The sequence below is a fragment of the Kitasatospora sp. NPDC004723 genome, from assembly GCF_040609255.1.
Lineage (GTDB): Bacteria > Actinomycetota > Actinomycetes > Streptomycetales > Streptomycetaceae > Kitasatospora.
The window spans coordinates 129,792-145,085 of the sequence record NZ_JBEXJT010000007.1 but is presented as its reverse complement, the minus strand read 5'-3'; the positions used below and the strand labels follow the sequence as shown (position 1 = coordinate 145,085).

13 protein-coding genes are annotated in these 15,294 nt (G+C 75.3%); 2 read left to right on the top strand and 11 right to left on the bottom strand.

The genetic code is table 11. The features are described from left to right. The first annotated feature begins 65 nt into the window (after window positions 1-65). Window positions 66-1,766, top strand: a complete 1,701-nt coding sequence (locus ABZW10_RS11540; protein ID WP_355362873.1) for an acyl-CoA dehydrogenase family protein — start codon at window positions 66-68, stop codon at window positions 1,764-1,766. Window positions 1,767-1,826: 60 nt separating this feature from the next. On the opposite strand, the gene ABZW10_RS11535 is transcribed toward ABZW10_RS11540, so the two are convergent. The 3 genes from ABZW10_RS11535 to ABZW10_RS11525 all read right to left on the bottom strand — a co-directional run bounded on the left by ABZW10_RS11535 (window position 1,827) and on the right by ABZW10_RS11525 (window position 6,482). Next, complete coding sequence (locus ABZW10_RS11535; protein WP_355362871.1) at window positions 1,827-3,197, bottom strand: M28 family metallopeptidase; 1,371 nt, start codon at window positions 3,195-3,197, stop codon at window positions 1,827-1,829. Between the two features lie 254 nt (window positions 3,198-3,451). Next, a complete protein-coding gene (locus tag ABZW10_RS11530; RefSeq protein WP_355362869.1) occupies window positions 3,452-5,674 on the bottom strand; it encodes a histidine kinase in 2,223 nt (740 codons plus the stop codon). Window positions 5,675-5,840: 166 nt separating this feature from the next. Then, complete coding sequence (locus ABZW10_RS11525; RefSeq protein WP_355362997.1) at window positions 5,841-6,482, bottom strand: response regulator transcription factor; 642 nt, start codon at window positions 6,480-6,482, stop codon at window positions 5,841-5,843. Window positions 6,483-6,759: 277 nt separating this feature from the next. On the opposite strand from ABZW10_RS11525, the gene ABZW10_RS11520 reads away from it, so the two are divergent. Beyond that, a complete protein-coding gene (locus ABZW10_RS11520; RefSeq protein ID WP_355362868.1) occupies window positions 6,760-9,012 on the top strand; it encodes an ATP-binding protein in 2,253 nt (750 codons plus the stop codon). A gap of 198 nt (window positions 9,013-9,210) precedes the next feature. Here ABZW10_RS11520 and ABZW10_RS11515 read toward each other — a convergent pair whose 3' ends face one another. The 8 genes from ABZW10_RS11515 to ABZW10_RS11480 form a co-directional block, all read right to left on the bottom strand. Then, a complete protein-coding gene (locus ABZW10_RS11515) occupies window positions 9,211-9,390 on the bottom strand; it encodes a hypothetical protein (protein WP_355362866.1) in 180 nt (59 codons plus the stop codon). Window positions 9,391-9,571: 181 nt separating this feature from the next. Further along, window positions 9,572-10,696: an NAD(P)-dependent alcohol dehydrogenase gene (locus ABZW10_RS11510; RefSeq protein WP_355362864.1), complete on the bottom strand. Its 1,125-nt coding sequence runs from the start codon at window positions 10,694-10,696 to the stop codon at window positions 9,572-9,574. Continuing rightward, complete coding sequence (locus tag ABZW10_RS11505; protein ID WP_355362862.1) at window positions 10,693-11,271, bottom strand: VOC family protein; 579 nt, start codon at window positions 11,269-11,271, stop codon at window positions 10,693-10,695. Before ABZW10_RS11505 ends, ABZW10_RS11510 begins: the two co-directional genes overlap by 4 nt. Then, complete coding sequence (locus ABZW10_RS11500) at window positions 11,268-12,176, bottom strand: SDR family oxidoreductase (RefSeq protein WP_355362860.1); 909 nt, start codon at window positions 12,174-12,176, stop codon at window positions 11,268-11,270. The genes ABZW10_RS11505 and ABZW10_RS11500 overlap by 4 nt, the downstream gene beginning before the upstream one ends. Beyond that, window positions 12,173-13,012 carry a cupin domain-containing protein gene (locus tag ABZW10_RS11495; protein ID WP_355362858.1) on the bottom strand — a complete coding sequence of 280 codons (840 nt, stop codon included), beginning with the start codon at window positions 13,010-13,012 and terminating at the stop codon, window positions 12,173-12,175. Before ABZW10_RS11495 ends, ABZW10_RS11500 begins: the two co-directional genes overlap by 4 nt. Next, window positions 13,009-14,235, bottom strand: a complete 1,227-nt coding sequence (locus tag ABZW10_RS11490; protein WP_355362856.1) for an alcohol dehydrogenase catalytic domain-containing protein — start codon at window positions 14,233-14,235, stop codon at window positions 13,009-13,011. The genes ABZW10_RS11495 and ABZW10_RS11490 overlap by 4 nt, the downstream gene beginning before the upstream one ends. Then, window positions 14,232-14,642, bottom strand: a complete 411-nt coding sequence (locus ABZW10_RS11485) for a hypothetical protein (protein WP_355362854.1) — start codon at window positions 14,640-14,642, stop codon at window positions 14,232-14,234. Before ABZW10_RS11485 ends, ABZW10_RS11490 begins: the two co-directional genes overlap by 4 nt. Beyond that, window positions 14,639-15,193 (bottom strand): hypothetical protein, encoded by a 555-nt coding sequence (locus tag ABZW10_RS11480; protein ID WP_355362852.1) that lies wholly within the window; start codon window positions 15,191-15,193, stop codon window positions 14,639-14,641. The genes ABZW10_RS11485 and ABZW10_RS11480 overlap by 4 nt, the downstream gene beginning before the upstream one ends. Window positions 15,194-15,294: the final 101 nt, after the last annotated feature.

The window sequence follows — 15,294 nt, the reverse complement described above, 5'->3', positions numbered from 1 at the left end:
GCCCCCGTTCTTCACCCCGCCCCCACCCTCACCCCACCCCCCTCGACCCCCCCCGGGAGCCCGCGATGCTCTTCAACCCGCGCAGCTACGACCCCGCGCAGTTCGACGAGCCGACCCGCCGACTGCTGCGCGCGACCGTGGACTGGTTCGAATCGCGCGGCAAGAAGGCGCTGATCGACACCTACGTCGACCGCGCCTGGTACGCCGACTTCCTCGAATTCGCCGCGAAGGAAGGCCTGTTCGCCGAGTTCCTGACGCCCTCCGCCGCCGACCCGGCCAAGCGCTGGGACACCGCCCGGATCGCCGAGCTGAACGAGATCCTCGGCTTCTACGGCCTCGGCTACTGGTACACCTGGCAGGTCACCATCCTGGGCCTGGGCCCGGTGTGGCAGAGCGAGAACGAGGCCGTCCGGGCGCGCGCGGCCCGCCTCCTGACGGAGGGTCACGTCATGGCGTTCGGCCTCTCCGAGCGCGGCCACGGCGCCGACATCTACTCCACCGACATGATCCTCACCCCGGACGGCGAGGGCGGCTTCACCGCCACCGGCTCCAAGTACTACATCGGCAACGGCAATGTCGCCGGCCTGGTCTCGGTGTTCGGCCGCCGCGCGGACGTCGAGGGGCCGGAGGGCTACGTCTTCTTCGCCGCCGACAGCCGCCACGAGGCGTACCACCTGGTGAAGAACGTGGTGAACGCCCAGATGTACGTGAGCGAGTTCCGGCTGGAGGACTACCCGGTCCGGGCCGAGGACGTGCTGCACACCGGCAAGGCCGCCTTCGACGCCGCCCTGAACACCGTCAACGTCGGCAAGTTCAACCTGTGCACCGCGTCCGTCGGCATCTGCGAGCACGCGATGTACGAGGCCGTGACGCACGCCCACAACCGGGTGCTGTACGGCAAGCGGGTCACCGACTTCCCGCACGTGCGCCGCGAGTTGACCGACGCCTACGCGCGCCTGGTGGCGATGAAGCTGTTCGCCGCCCGCTCGGTGGACTACTTCCGCACCGCCTCCCCCGAGGACCGCCGCTACCTGCTCTTCAACCCGATGACCAAGATGAAGGTCACCACCGAGGGCGAGAAGGTCATCGACCTGATGTGGGACGTGATCGCGGCCAAGGGCTTCGAGGCGGACACCTACTTCGACAAGGCCGCCAAGGACATCCGCGGCCTGCCGAAGCTGGAGGGAACCGTCCACGTCAACCTGGCGCTGATCCTCAAGTTCATGGCCAACTACCTGTTCGACCCGGCCGAGTACGCCCCGGTGCCGACCCGGCAGGACGCCGCCGACGACGCGTTCCTGTTCCGACAGGGACCGGCCCGCGGCCTCGGCGCGATCCGCTTCCACGACTGGCGCGCCGCCTACGACGCGCACGGTCACCTGCCGAACGTCGCCCGCTTCCGCGAACAGGCCGACGGTTTCTGCGAGTTGCTGCTCAGCCACGCGCCGAGCACGGAGCAGCAGGCGGACCTCGACTTCCTGCTGGAGATCGGCCAGCTGTTCGCGCTGATCGTCTACGGGCAGCTGGTGCTGGAGCAGGCGGCGCTCACCGGGCTGGACGCGGACCTGCTGGACCAGGTCTTCGACGCGCTGGTGCGGGACTTCTCCGCGCACGCCACCGAGTTGCACGGCAAGGCATCGGCCACCGAGGCCCAGGCGGCGTGGGCGCTGGCGCACGTGCGCCGCCCGGTCGCGGACGGCGCGCGGGCGGCGAAGGTGTGGGGCATGGTCGAGGCGCTCTCGGGTGCGTACGAGATGGCTCCGTAGCCGGTCCCGCGGGGTGCCGGTCCGCGGACCGGCACCCCCGGGCATATCACTGGCGGAGCGTCAGAACGTGAGCTTCCAGCTGTCGATGTAGCCGGTGTCCTGGGGTCCGGTGTCCTGGACCTTGAGCTTCCAGGTCCCGTTGGCCGGAACGGCGGAGGCGTTCACGGTGTACGTGGTCTGCACGTTCGCCCCGGAGTCGCTGCCGCTGGCGGCCTTGAGGCGGAAGCTGGTGCCGTTCGGGGCGACCAGGTCGATGACGAGGTCGCCGCGCCAGGTGTGCTTGATGTCCACGCCGACCTGGAGTGCGGCCGGGGCGTTGCCGGTGCGGCCGGTGACGGCGATGTCGGAGGTCACGGCGGCGCCGTAGTCGGGGATCTGGACGTCGGCGGTGTTCTCGAAGACGGTGCCGGTGGGCGGGGTGGTGCTGCCGGCGGCGAGGGTCCAGACGGCGTAGGCGATGGCGTCGCTCATCCGGTCCAGCGCGGTGTCGTTGATGTTGGCGCTGGTGTCGCAGGAGGCGTGGTAGCAGCGGTCGAACGGCTGGCCCGCCGTTCCGCCCCACTTGGCGGCCTGGGCGCTGGTCTTGGTGTAGTCGGCGCCGCTGAACAGGCCGCCGACGCGGATGCCGGCGTTCTGGAACGGGGCGTGGTCGGAGCGGCCGTCGCCCTCGAAGTCCTGCTCGGTGCTGATGCCGAGGCCGGCGAAGTAGTCGCGGAACAGGGCGTCGAGCGCGCTGTCGTAGCGGTAGGTGAAGTAGCCGGGGTTGGGGGAGCCGATCATGTCGAAGTTGAGGTAGGTCTCGATCTTCGAACGCTCGGTGGCGGCAAGGCTGTTGACGTAGTTCTTGGAGCCGACCATGCCGTACTCCTCGGCGCCCCACCAGCCGAACCGCACATGCTTGGTGGGCTGGAGGCCGGCCCGCGAGACCGCGAGCGCGGTCTCCAGGATGCCGGCCGAGCCCGAGCCGTTGTCGTTGATGCCCGGTCCGCCGGTGACGGAGTCGAGGTGGGCGCCGGCCATAACGACGTGCGAGGTGTCGCCGCCGGGCCAGTCGGCGATGAGGTTGTAGCCGGTCGAGCCGTTGTAGCTGAAGGTCTGGAGGGCGGTGGTGTAGCCGGCCGCGTCCAGCTTGCCCTTCACGTAGTCGATCGAGGCCTTGTAGCCGGTGCGGCCGTGGGCCCGGTTGCCGCCGTTGGCGGTGGCTATCGACTGGAGCTGGGCCAGGTGCGCCTTGACGTTGGCGACCGGGATGTCGGGGACGGCGGCGACCGCCGACGGGGCAGCCGAGGTGGCCACGGCCGCCGGTACGGCCGGGGTGGCCGGGGCCGCGGAGGCGGCGGGGGCGAGGAAGGCGGCCGCGAGGGTGACGGCGGCAGCGGCGGACAGGGCGGATCGGCGCAGGCGGGATCGCCGCGGGGCGCGCTCGGTCAATGGGGGCTCCGGTATCCGGTGGGGCAGGACGGAAGCGCGCCACTTCGCCTGCAGCGGAGGGGTGTTGAGGGGACGTGGGGCCGCCTGCCGCAGCAAAAGTTGACGCGACCATGATGATTGAGCGAACCCGGGAGTCCGTCAAGGGGCAGCGGGGCGGGTGACAGCTGACAGAATCTGAAATCTGTCAGCTGTTATCTGCTATCTGTTACCTGTCAGCTGATTTCTGTCAGTCGTCAGCCGTCGACCGTCAGTCGTCAGCGGTCGACCGGCGCCTGCTCGGGCGTACGGGGCAGCACGGCCCGGACGAGGGCGCCGCCGTCGTGGTTGCCCGTGACGAACCGGCCGCCCAGTTCCTCGGCGCGCTCGGCCATCGAGCGCAGCCCCACACCCGCACCGGCCCGCCGGGCGGCCTCGCCGTCGCCCCCGCTCGCCGCCGGGAAGCCGTGGCCGTCGTCCCAGACCTCCAGCACCACCGCCTCCGGCCGCACCCGCAGCGTCAGCCGGGCCCGGCCGGCCCCCGAGTGGCGCAGCACGTTGTGCAGCGCCTCGCCGCTGATCCGCAGCGCCGCCACCTCGACGGCCGCCGGCAGCGCGGGCGGCGGGTCCGGGTCCAGCACCAGCGAGATCCGCACCCGCGACCCGTCCAGCTCCGCGACCAGCCGCCGCAATGCCACCGCGAGCCCCTCCCCCGCGAGCGCGGCGGGCGCCAACCCCTCGGTGATCCGGCGCAGTTCGTCGATCGCCTGCCCGATCCCGGCCGACACGGTGACCAGTGAGCGGGCAGCCGGGGAGTCCTCGGGCACGGCGGCCCGCGCGGTGTCGACGCCGAGCCGCAGGCCCGAGAGGGTCGGCCCGAGGCCGTCGTGCAGGTCGTGCCGCAGACGCCGGCGCTCCTCCTCGCGGGCGAGCACGATCTGCCGCCGGCCGCGCTGCAGTTCCTCGTACATCCGCAGCGAGGCGATGGCGGGCGCGGCCTGGTCGGCGAGGAAGCGCAGCACCTCGTGGTCCTGGGCGTCCAGTTCGGGCTGCCCGGTGCGCGGCGGCGCGTACAGGTCGCCGATCACCGCGCCCTCGTAGCTGAGCGGGAACACCTGGCTGGCGGGTCCGAGGGTGCCGACGGCGGCGAGTTCGTGCGGCCCGGTGCGGGTGTGCAGGACGACCCGCGCCCCGGGCAGGCCGAGGGCGTTCACCACGGTGTCGCAGAGCAGGGGCGGCGCGTCGGCGGGGCTGACGGCGCGGCTCAGCCGCTCGGCGAGCGCCCGCACCACCTGGTAGGGACGGGCCCGGTCGCCGTAGTAGAAGCGGTCGACGGCCCCCACCACCCACCGGGTGGTGGGTCCGAGCAGTCCGCCGATCGCCAGCGCGGCGGCGGCGAGCAGTTGCGCCGGAGCGCTGCTGGCCTCGGGCAGGGCGCGGCGCAGCAGCATCGCGATGCCGAGGTAGCCGGCGATCAGCAGGGCGGTGAGGGCGAGGACGCTGAGCATCCGGCGGGTCGCCCGGTCGAGGTAGCGGGAACGGTCGCGGGTGAAGGCGTAGCCGACCGCGCCGAGCATCCACAGCGCGGAGCCGGCGAAGTAGGCGACCGCCGCGACGCTCTCCGAACTGCCGAGCTGCAGCGCGATGTTGGTGGTGATCAGCCAGACCAGGTAGGGCACCAGGACGGCGGTGACGCTGCGGTGCGGGCGGGCGGAGCGCCGCCAGCGGACGGCGGCGACGGCGAGGCTGGTGACGACCAGGCCCCAGGCGACCAGGGTGGCGTGCCACTCGTCCAGCGGCAGCCCGTTCCCGGGCGGCACCAGGATGTCGCCATGGTAGGGCAGCGGGCTGCGCAGGCGGACGGTGCACGCGTGCGCGGCGCTCCACAGGGCGACGGCCGCGACGTAGACGCGGCCCGGCCCGCCGGGCAGCCGGCCCTCGGGCAGCCAGAGCGGGAGGGCGATGGAGACGAAGATGAACAGGGCGACGGAGAGGATCAGCAGGGCCGCACCGAGGGCCTCCACCGCCGGTCCGGCACCGGCGGCCGCGCCGGCGAGCAGGGTGAAGCGGGACAGGCAGCCGCCGAGTCCGGCGGCGAGCAGGCAGCGGCCGAGGCTGCGGCCGGCCGGCGGTCCGGCGGCCGGGCCCTGCGCGGCCCCGTCGGGGGCGGGTGCGGCGCGGTGGACGAGGATGAGCAGCCCGGACAGTGCGAAGGCGAAGCCGAGCAGGACGGTCTCGCCGTCGTGGAGGTAGTACGGGGCGGCCCAGGCGGCGTCCGGGTGGGTGACGGCGAGCAGGACCCAGCCGAGCCCGCTGAGCAGGGTCGCGACGCAGGCCCAGGCCGCCGGGCCGAGGGCGGTGCGCCGGTGAGCGCCCGGAGGCTGCTGCGGGGACGCGGCCGGTGGGCGGGGGCGCCGACGCGGCCGCGCGGACCGGGCGGCCGGCTCGGCGGGGTGCCGGGCCGGGGTGGTGGTGGCCGGGGTCGCGGCCGGTTCGCTCATGAGGGCCTCCTCCCCCGCATCCTGCGTCTCCTGCCGTCCCGTCGGCGTGGGACGGCGGTCCGCTCCCGGCCCCGACCCCCGGCGGCGGGGCGGACGACGGGGCGGCGGCGGGGTGCCCCGGGTTCGCGGGAACACCAGAGGCTCCCGGGGGCTCCCGGGGTGCGGGTCAGCCGTCGCCGAGCCCCATGTCACGGGCCCGGGCGACGGCCTCCGCGCGGGTCGCGACGTGCAGCTTCTCGAAGATGTGGGTGACGTGGTTGCGGACCGTCTTCTCCGCGACCACCAGTTCCCGGGCGATCCGGCGGTTGTCCAGCCCGCGCGCCACCAGGTCGAGGACCTCCGCCTCGCGGGCGGTGAGCGCGGGGAAGAGCTGCCCGGCCTCCCGCACCCGGGCGCCGGCGAGCAGGGTGGTGATCCGCTCGGCCACGTCCGCGCCGAACACCGCCCCGCCGGCCGCGACCGTCCGCACCGCGTGCAGCACCTCCTCGCGGCCCGCGCCCTTGACCAGGTAGCCGCGGGCCCCGGCCTGGAGGGCGGCGAGCAGGCTGCCGTCGTCGTCCGCCATGGTGAGCATCAGCACCGGCGGGGCCGGCTGGTCGGCGGAGAGCCGGCGGGTGGCCTCCAGCCCGGAGCCGTCCGGCAGCGAGAGGTCCATCACGACCACGTCCGGGCGGTGGCGGGCGACGGCGTCGGGCACATCGCCGACGCGCTCGGCCTCGGCGACGACGACGATGCCCTCGGCGCTCTCCAGGGCGGCCTTCAGGCCCTCCCGGAACAGCGGGTGGTCGTCGACGATCAGGACCCGCACGGGCACGGCCGCCGGTTCCTCCTCCGGCCGGTCCCCCGGCCGCTGCGGGTCTTCGGCGGGCTGGTCCTCGGCGGGCTGGTCTTCATCCACCCGGCCGACACTACCAGCGATGCATGTGTGACTTTCCGTGACAGGCCTGCCGGCGGGTGCGCGGCCCGGGCGGACATGACCGCTGCCCCATGCGCCCGGGACGGCGGGCGGCAGAAACTGGAGACAGCGCGCCCGGCCCGGCGACCGGTCGTCGGTGGGCCCTCCCCACCCGTCCCTAGGCGGTGCCATGACCACGGTGATCCCCTCCCGCCCCCGGCCGCACACGCCTGCCGGGGCCCTTCCGCGCCGCACCGCCGCGCAGCGCCAACTCACCTGGGCCGCGGCGGTCACCGTGTTCTGCCTGGCGGTCGCCACCCTCTGGGTCTGCTACGTCCTGGTCCACCTCGGGGCACCGGGCATCGAGGGGCCACGGGACCAGTTGGCCATCCTGCTCTACGCGCTGCCGACCGCGGGGGCGGGGATGCTGCTGCACGCCCACCGGCCGGGAAATCCGCTCGGTTGGGTGATGCTCCTCTACGCGCTGACGTCGATGCTGCCCAGTGCCGTCGCCGCGCCCGTGTGGGTGGAACTGTCGGACCCCCGGATCGTGGGCGCGGCGGCGGTGGTCCGGGGAGTGTGCGACACCGTCAGCGAGGTCCTGTTCTACGTGCTGCCGCTCTGGCTGCCGTCCGGCCGGCTCACCACCCGCCGGTGGTGGTGGTACATCGGCGCCGTCACACTGTGGGCGATCCCGGACTCGATGTCCTTCCTGGACCGCACGACCGTCTTCGGACACCCCAACCCGCTCGCCGGCAGCGCGCCCGCGAACTTCTTCGGCTCCGTCTCCGACCACCTGGGCAGCCTCTACGACCCGGTCAACTACCTGCTGATCGGCATCGCCTCCGCCGTGCTGCTGGTGCGGCTGCTGCGGCACACGGCGCCCCGGCGGCGCGCGCACATCGCCGGAATGCTGGGCGCCTACCTGCTCTGGGCGGGCATGCAGGACTACTACACCCGGCGGTTCCAGTACGAGTACTGGCTGAGCTACTCGCTGTTCACGGCGGCCGGTGCGGTGTGGGCCGTGGCCGTCGGGTTCCTGGTGGTGCGCGACGGCGGGTGGCGGCTGGACCGCGCCGCCCGGTCGGTGCTGACCGGGCTGCTGCTCGCCACCGGGCTCACCCTGGTGTTCGTGGTGAGCGCGGCGGTGCTGTCCGGGTGGCTGGTGCCCGGGCGGGGCGCCGCGGCGCTGGTGCTGATCGCGCTGGTCTTCGCGCTGGGCACGGGCCTGCCACGGGCCGCCCGGTGGGCCGTCGGCGCGGTGGACCGGCTCTACTACGGCGACCGCGCCCAGCCCTACCAGGTGCTGCGGACGCTGGCCGGGCAGGTGCGGCAGGTGGTCGAGCCGGAACGGCTGCCGTCCGCGCTGTGCACCGCGGTCGCGGACGAACTGCGGCTGCCGGGCGTGGCACTGTCCGTCACCACCCGGGCCGGGCGGCGGTCGCTCGCGGCGGTGGGGCGGCTGGACGGTCCGGTCCAGGACTTCGAGCTGGTCCACAACGGCGCGGTGATCGGGGAGTTGACGGTCGGGCTGCGGGCGGGCGAGGAACGGCTGGATCCCAGCGACGTCGACATCCTGCGCTCGCTCGCCGACCAGGCCTCGCCGACCGTCGCCTCGCTGCGGCTGCAGGAGGACCTGCAGGCCAGCCGGGAGCAGATCGTCGCGGCGCGCGAGGAGGAGCGGCGGTGGCTGCGCCGGGACATCCACGACGGGCTCGGTCCGGCGCTGGCCGGGCTGCGGCTGCGGGTCGACAACGCGGCCTCGGCGGCCGGGGCGACCGGGGCGGACTCGGCGTCCGGGTCTGCGGGGACGGTGGGCGGGGAGTCGGAGCCCGAGGCGATCGCGCAAACGCTGCGGGGCGTCTCGGGCGAGCTGGCGATGGCGATCAAGGAGGTGCGGCGGATCACCGACCGCCTCGGACCGGCGCCGCTCGGCGAGTTCGGCCTCACCCGCGCCGTCCAGCACCTGGCGGCCTCGTTCAGCGGCGACGGGCTCGCCGTCAGCGCCGTGCTGCACCCGGACCCGCTGCCGGAGCTGCCCGCCGCCGTCGAGGTGGCCGCGTACCGGATCACCGCCGAGGCGCTCAACAACGTCCTGCGGCACGCCCGCGCCCGGCACGCCCAGGTGGCGGTCCGGGTGGACGAGGCGAACCTGACGCTGACCGTCCAGGACGACGGGATCGGGCTCGGCATCATCCACAGCACCCCCCTGTTCGCCCCGGACCCGGGTGCCGGGAGGCCTGGCGACGCGGACGGGCCGGCCACGGACTCGCCCGCCGGGGTCGGCCTGCGATCGATGGCGGACCGGGCGGCCGAGATCGGCGGGCGCTGCACCATCGACCGGCTCCCGGAGGAGAGCGGGACCCGGGTACTGGCGATCCTCCCCCGGCACCCCTCGGGGCCGCCGCAACCCGGGGGCCGACGACCGGGGGCCGACGACTGACGACTGACAGATTTCAGATGACAGATAACAGCTGACAGATTTCAGATTCTGTCAGCTGTCACTCGGTCGGCCAGGGCTCGGTCCGCCGCCCGCCCCCGGTGCCGGTGGCTCCGGCTCCGGGGGCGGGCGGGGTGAGGGGTGGAGGGGGAGGGAGGGAGGGGACGAAAGGATCGGGGTGCTCGCAGTCGATACGGGTGGTCAGCCCCCGCAGTCCTTCTCGCCCGGCTTGCAGCGGTGCTCGAGATCCGCGGTCTCGGCCGCGGCGGCCACCTTGGCCCCCGCGCCGGCGACGACGCTCCTGACGACCACGGTGGCCGCGGCGACGCCGACGAGCACAGACGCGACGCAGAACCTCTTCGATGCCGTGTTCGTTGCCATGGATGGTGCTCCAGATTCTTCAGCTCCGAGCGGTCGAGCCGATCAACCGCTCCGCACTCCACTCTGGTCGGCGCCCCGCCCCGGGCGCATGGGCCCGCCGTCCCGTTCCGGTCCCAAGAACGGGACGGCGGGCGGGACGGCGGCGAGGAGGCGCACGCGACGGAGGGCCCGTCGACGCGGTTCAGGGCATCATCAGCACCGGCTTCACCACCTCCCCCGACTCCGCCGCCGCGGCCGCCTCCTCGACCGCCGCGAACGGGAACGTCCGCACCAGCCGGTCCACCGGCAGCCGTCCCGCGCGGAACAGGTCCACCAGCACCGGCAGGAACCGCTCCGGCACGCTCGCCCCCTGGTTCACCCCGACGATCCGGGGCGCCCGGGCGAGCAGCCCCGGCACGTCCAGCCCCACCTCGCTGCCGGCCGGCGGAGCGCCCACCACCCCGCAGGTCCCGCCGACGGCCAGCGCCTCCACCGCCTGGCGCAGCGCGCGCACGCTGCCGCTGGTCTCCAGCGTGTGCCGCGCGCCGCGCCCGCCGGTGAGCTCGCGGACCGCCGCCACCGGATCCGCCGCACCCGCGTCCACGACGTCGGTGGCCCCGAGTTCCCGGGCCAGCGCGAGCCGCTCCGGGCGCAGGTCGACGGCGACGATCCGCACCACCGGCGTCGACCGGGCCGCCAGGACGGCCGCCAGCCCCACCGCGCCCGCGCCGAACACCGCCAGCGTGTCGCCGGGCTCGGGCCGCAGCACGTTGAACACCGCGCCCGCGCCGGTCTGCACGCCGCAGCCGAGCGGCGCCAGCACCTCGAACGGCACCGCGGGACCGGTGACGGGCACGGCGTTGCGCTCGTCGGCGAGCGCGTACCCCGCGAAGGAGGACTGGCCGAAGAAGTGGCCGTGCAGCGCGGTGCCGCGGTGGCGGCCGGTGCCGTGCACGGTGGCGCTGCCGTCCAACCGGAAGCCGCCGAACAGGTTGAGCGCGGCCCAGTGGTCGCAGCGCACCGGCAGGCCGGCCCGGCAGGGCGGACAGGCGCCGCAGGAGTCGAAGGTCAGCACGACGCGGTCGCCGGGCCGTACCCGGGTGACGGCGTCGCCGACCGCCTCGACGGTGCCCGTGCCCTCGTGGCCGAGGACGGCGGGCAGCGGCGCGGGCGTGCGGCCGGCCCGCACGCTCAGGTCGGTGTGGCAGATCCCGACGGCACGGATCCGCACCAGGACCTCGTCCGCGCGCGGCTCGTCCAGCAGTACGGTCTCCGGGCGGAACGGTCCGCCTCTCCCGCGCACCACGGCCGCGGTGGTCTCGATCACGACGGACCGGTCCCGTCCGACGGACCGCCGTCCGGGGCCCACGGGCCGTCGGGGGTGAACAGCCGCTCGGGGGTGGACCGTTCGTAGGGCATGCCGGGCGGCATCGCGAGCACCTCCAGCTGGAGGCCCCACGGCGTGCGGAAGTACACCCAGCGGTCGCCGTCGATCGGTCCGCCGTCGGCGACGGTCTGCGGTTCGCCCAGCACCTCGACGCCGGGCTGCCCGCGCAGGTAGGCGACGGCGCGGTCGACGTCCTCGACGGCGACGGCGAGGTGGTGCCCGCCCCAGTCGCTGTTGGCGGGCTGCTCGCGGCGCTGGCCCGGGGCGGCGTACTGGAACAGCTCCAGGTTGCCGACCGGGCCGAGGCGCAGCATCGCGATGTGCGCCACCGCCGAGCGGTGGACGCCGAGTTGGCGTTTCATCCAGTCGTCGTCGCCGGGGGGCGCGGCGACCGGTCCGAGGCGGTAGAGCAGGCGCGCGCCGAGCACGTCGGTGAAGAACGCCACCGCCTGGTCGAGGTCGGGGACGGTGTAGGCGACGTGGTGCACGGCGCGCGCACCGGGGATGCCGGTCATGGGGCGTTCCTTCCGGGGGCGCCGGGGAGCAGGGACCGTTCGTGGGCGGCGTCGCGCTGGTTGGCGACGGCGCTCGTCAGGCTCAGGCCGCCGTCGACGGTGAGCGACACCCCGGTGGTGTAGGCGGCGCCGGGGCCGGTCAGGTGGACGATGGCCGCGGCGACCTCCGCCGCCCGGCCCGGCCTGCCCACCGGGATGGCGGGCCGGGCGAGAGCGCCGAGATCGTGGCCGCCGAGGCGGTGGTGGTCGAGGACGCGATCGTCGAGGACGTGGTCGTCGAGGACGCCGTTCATCCGGGTCGCGGTCTCACCGGGGCTGACCGCGTTCACGGTGATCCCGTACGGCGCCAGCTCCAGGGCCATCACCCGGGTGAGCCCGCCCAGCGCGCCCTTGGCCGCGCAGTAGGCGGCGCCGCCCGGGATCGGGGTGAACTCGTGGACGGACGTGACGTTGACGATCCGCCCGCCGCGTCCCTGGCGGACCATCCGGCGGGCGGCCGCCTGGGCACAGGCGAAGGGGCCGGTGAGGTCCACCGCGAGGATCCGCCACCAGTCGTCGAGGGTCTCGTCCAGGACGGGTGAACGGCGGTTGATCCCGGCCGAGTTGACCAGGATGTCGATCCCGCCGAGCCGGTCGGCGGCCCCGTGCACGGCCCGGGCGGCGGCCGCCGGGTCGGCGAGGTCGAGCGGCAGCAACACGGTCCGCCCGCCGACGAGTTCGGCCGTGCGGCGGGCGGCGGCGAGGTCGGTGCGGTAGCCGATCGCGACCGCGTGCCCGGCCCGGGCGAGAGCGACCGCGACGGCACGGCCGATGCCGGAGCTGGCCCCGGTGACGACCGCCACCGAGGGCGGCCGCCCGTCGCCGCCGCCGTCGGGGTGGTGGTGATGCGGTCCGGGGATGCTCATCCGGTCACCTCCGCCGCGGCGGCGGAGCGGACCTGGTAGCCGGCCCGGGCGAGGCTCGGTGCGCCCAGGTAGCCGTAGAGGGCAGCGGTCGGGCCGGCCCGGCCGGTCCGGAAGCCGTGCCACTCGCCCGCCGGGACGAACACCAGGTCTCCGGCGTGGACCGGGACCTGGGCGCCGCCCATGAGGTGGGTGCCGCCGCCGGACAGGACGAGGAAGAACTCGTCGGCGTGCGGGTGCCGGTGCAGGTCGTGGCTGCCGTCGGCGCCGAACGACGAGGCAGCGACGGCGAGTCGGCGGGCGCCGACGGTCTCGTCGGTGGCGAGCCAGTGCACCGCCATGCCGGCCGAGCCGGCGATCGGGGCACGGTCGCCGCGGACGGCGTCATCGGCGCCGCCACGCGCGGCGGGCACAGCCGGGACCAGCGGGTCCGACGGGACCGACGGGTCCGGGGCATCACCGTGGACACGGGCGGCGGCCCGCGGCGGCGCGAGCGCGACCGGGCAGGGGCGCGGCACGGGCAGATCGCCGACCACCGCGAGCGGCCGGACGGTCAGCACCGCGGCGGGCGCGCCGGGCAGGGCGGTGAGTCCGCAGGAGCTGCCGGGCGGGTGGTACAGGCCCTCGCCGGGGCCGAGCACGCGCCCGGACGAGCGGATCCCGCCGGAGAGCACCAGCGTCACGGATTCGCCCACCCGGGAAGGGTGGTGTTCGACGCGGACGCCCGGCGGCAGGGTCTCGACGGTCAGTCCGCCGTGCGCGGACGGCAGGTGCCGCGGGTCGATCAGCCGCCGGAACGCGGGGGCCGTCCGGGGGACGGCGGCGGGTACGAGGATCACGCGGGATCTCCTTCGGTGACGGGGGCGGGGAGCCCCCGGAGCTTGGCGGTCCCCCCGCGGCCGACGGCCGGGGGGCCGGTGCGGCCGAAGTCGAGCAGCACCTTGGGCGGGCCGCTGCGCCCGCCCGCCAGCATCCGGAATGCCTCCGGCCCGGCGGACGGCGGCAGCACGGCGGCGATCAGCGGCTCGGCCGTCAGCACGCCGCCGCTCAGCAGCCGCAGCGTGCGGTCGTAGTGGTCCAGGCCGTGCCGGACGCCGATCACCGCCAGTCCGCGCAGGGCGAGTCGGCCCGGGTCGAAGTCCGGGCACGGGCGGCCCGCCACGCCGATCACGGCGAGCCGGCCGCCCGGTTCGAGCAGGTCGAGGCCGAGCGCGAACGCCTCCGCCGCGCCCGACGCCTCGACCGCGAGCGAGTAGCGGGCGACGCCGGCGGCCCTCGCCTGCTCGGGGCTCAGGGCGCGGCGCGCGCCGCAGCGCATCGCCAGTCGCCGCCCGGCCGGGTCGATGCCCACCGCGTCCACCGACTCGCCCAGGCGGGCGGCGAGTTGGACGGCGAGCAGGCCGATCGTGCCGGTGCCGAGCACAACCACCCGGTCGCCGAGCCGGCACCGGGCGAGTTCGAGGCCGGCCACCACGGTCACCGCCGGTTCGGTCAACACCGCTGACCGGTCCGGCACTTGGCCGGGGATCCGGGACAGCGAGCGCTCCGGGAGCACCACGTACTCGGCGGCGGCGCCCGGACGCCCGTACAGCCCGACCTCGGTGAGGCGTTCGCAGAGCGGGCGGCGACCGCACCGGCACATCCGGCAGCGGCCGCAGTGCACCATGGTGTGGCCGACCACTCGGTCACCGGGCGTGAACTCGGTGACGTCGCAGCCGACTTCGGCGACCGTTCCGCACCATTCGTGCCCCGGGACGAGCGGGTAGCGGGCCCGCCCGTCGCGCAGGTAGGCGGCGGTGCCGTGGAGGAGTTCGAGGTCGGTGCCGCAGAGGCCGACCAGGGAGGTCCGCACGGTGACCGCGTCCGGCCCGGGCGGCGCCGGTCGGGGTACCCGGGCCAGCGCGATCCGGTGCGGCGCCTCGAACCGCAGCGCCGCCATGGTGGGGCGGGAGCCGACCGTCGTGCGGTCGGCGCCCGCCGTGGTGGCGGGAGCCTCGGCGCGGGACCCGTCGGCGGCGGCGTCCGCGGCCTCGGTCCGGCCGGTCATGGCCGGGCCGGTCATGGCCGGCTCCGTCGTTCGGCGCGCCGCCGGGCCAGGGAACGCCTGGTCGCGGTGGTGCGGCGGGGCGCGGACAGGGCCAGGCAGAGCAGCTCGGCGCCGAGCGGACCGGCCTCCAGGAGCAGCGCACGGCCCCGGGTCGCCAGCAGCAGGTCGCCGTCGACGGCCAGGTGGTCCGGCTCGTCGGCGCTCCGGCCGACGAGCAGCGAGCCGCGTGCCACGAACAGGACGGTCTCGCCGTCGGGCCGCCCCGGCAGCGCGTAGTGGGCGCCGGGGCTGAGCCGCAGGTGGTCGAAGCTCTCGCAGGCGCTGGCGAGCATGGAGCGGCGCGCCAGGCAGCGCACGCGCACGCGCTCGCCGTGCGGGCCGAGGATGACGGCGGCCGAGGCCGTCGCGGTGGTGACGATCACCTTGGCTCGCCTCCCTTCGGGCTCGGAGGGGTGTCGGGACGGTCGGGGCGGTGGTGGTCGGGGCGGTGGTGGTCGGTGGCGCGGCCGTCCTGGTCGGCGGCCGGGCGGCGTTCAGTGGCCGGGCGGCGTTCAGTGGCCGGAGGCTCGACGGTCGGCCGCTCGACGGTCGGCCGCTCCGCCGCCGGGTGGGCGGTGGCCCGGCCCGGGTGGCCGGCGACGGCGAGCACCGCGTGGAAGTACTCCAGACCGGCGGTGCCGGCCGTCAGTACGGTGCGCGCGCCGAGCGGGAGGGTCACGGCGGTGCCCTCGACCAGCGGGATCCCGGAGTCGCCGGCCATCGACGCCTCGTCCCCGGTCTCGGCCTCCGGCGCCGTCGCGGTGCCCGATCCGGCCGTGACGTACAGGGCGCGTTCGACGCCCTCGGCGGTGACCTCGACGCTGCGGCCCGGGTCGAGCCACTGCAGTCCGACGGCGCGCAGCGGTCCGGTCAGCACCCGGCTGGGGTCGACGGCGCCGCGCCGGCGGAGGTCGGTGATGACGGTGCCGGTCATGACGGAGACTCCTTCTGGTGTCCTGCGGTCCCTGCTGGGCCGTATCTGTTCTCCACGGTGCGGCGCCTGCCGTCCCGGTCGCACGGGAACCCGGTCCCGTC

Excerpts from the sequence above, each read along its gene's own strand:
- ABZW10_RS11515 (WP_355362866.1), bottom strand. The coding sequence starts at position 9,390 with ATGGCAACGAACACGGCATCGAAGAGGTTCTGCGTCGCGTCTGTGCTC.
- ABZW10_RS11540 (WP_355362873.1), top strand. The coding sequence starts at position 66 with ATGCTCTTCAACCCGCGCAGCTACGACCCCGCGCAGTTCGACGAGCCG.
- ABZW10_RS11480 (WP_355362852.1), bottom strand. The coding sequence starts at position 15,193 with ATGACCGGCACCGTCATCACCGACCTCCGCCGGCGCGGCGCCGTCGAC.
- ABZW10_RS11530 (WP_355362869.1), bottom strand. The coding sequence starts at position 5,674 with ATGAGCGAACCGGCCGCGACCCCGGCCACCACCACCCCGGCCCGGCAC.
- ABZW10_RS11490 (WP_355362856.1), bottom strand. The coding sequence starts at position 14,235 with ATGACCGGCCCGGCCATGACCGGCCGGACCGAGGCCGCGGACGCCGCC.
- ABZW10_RS11505 (WP_355362862.1), bottom strand. The coding sequence starts at position 11,271 with ATGACCGGCATCCCCGGTGCGCGCGCCGTGCACCACGTCGCCTACACC.
- ABZW10_RS11500 (WP_355362860.1), bottom strand. The coding sequence starts at position 12,176 with ATGAGCATCCCCGGACCGCATCACCACCACCCCGACGGCGGCGGCGAC.
- ABZW10_RS11520 (WP_355362868.1), top strand. The coding sequence starts at position 6,760 with ATGACCACGGTGATCCCCTCCCGCCCCCGGCCGCACACGCCTGCCGGG.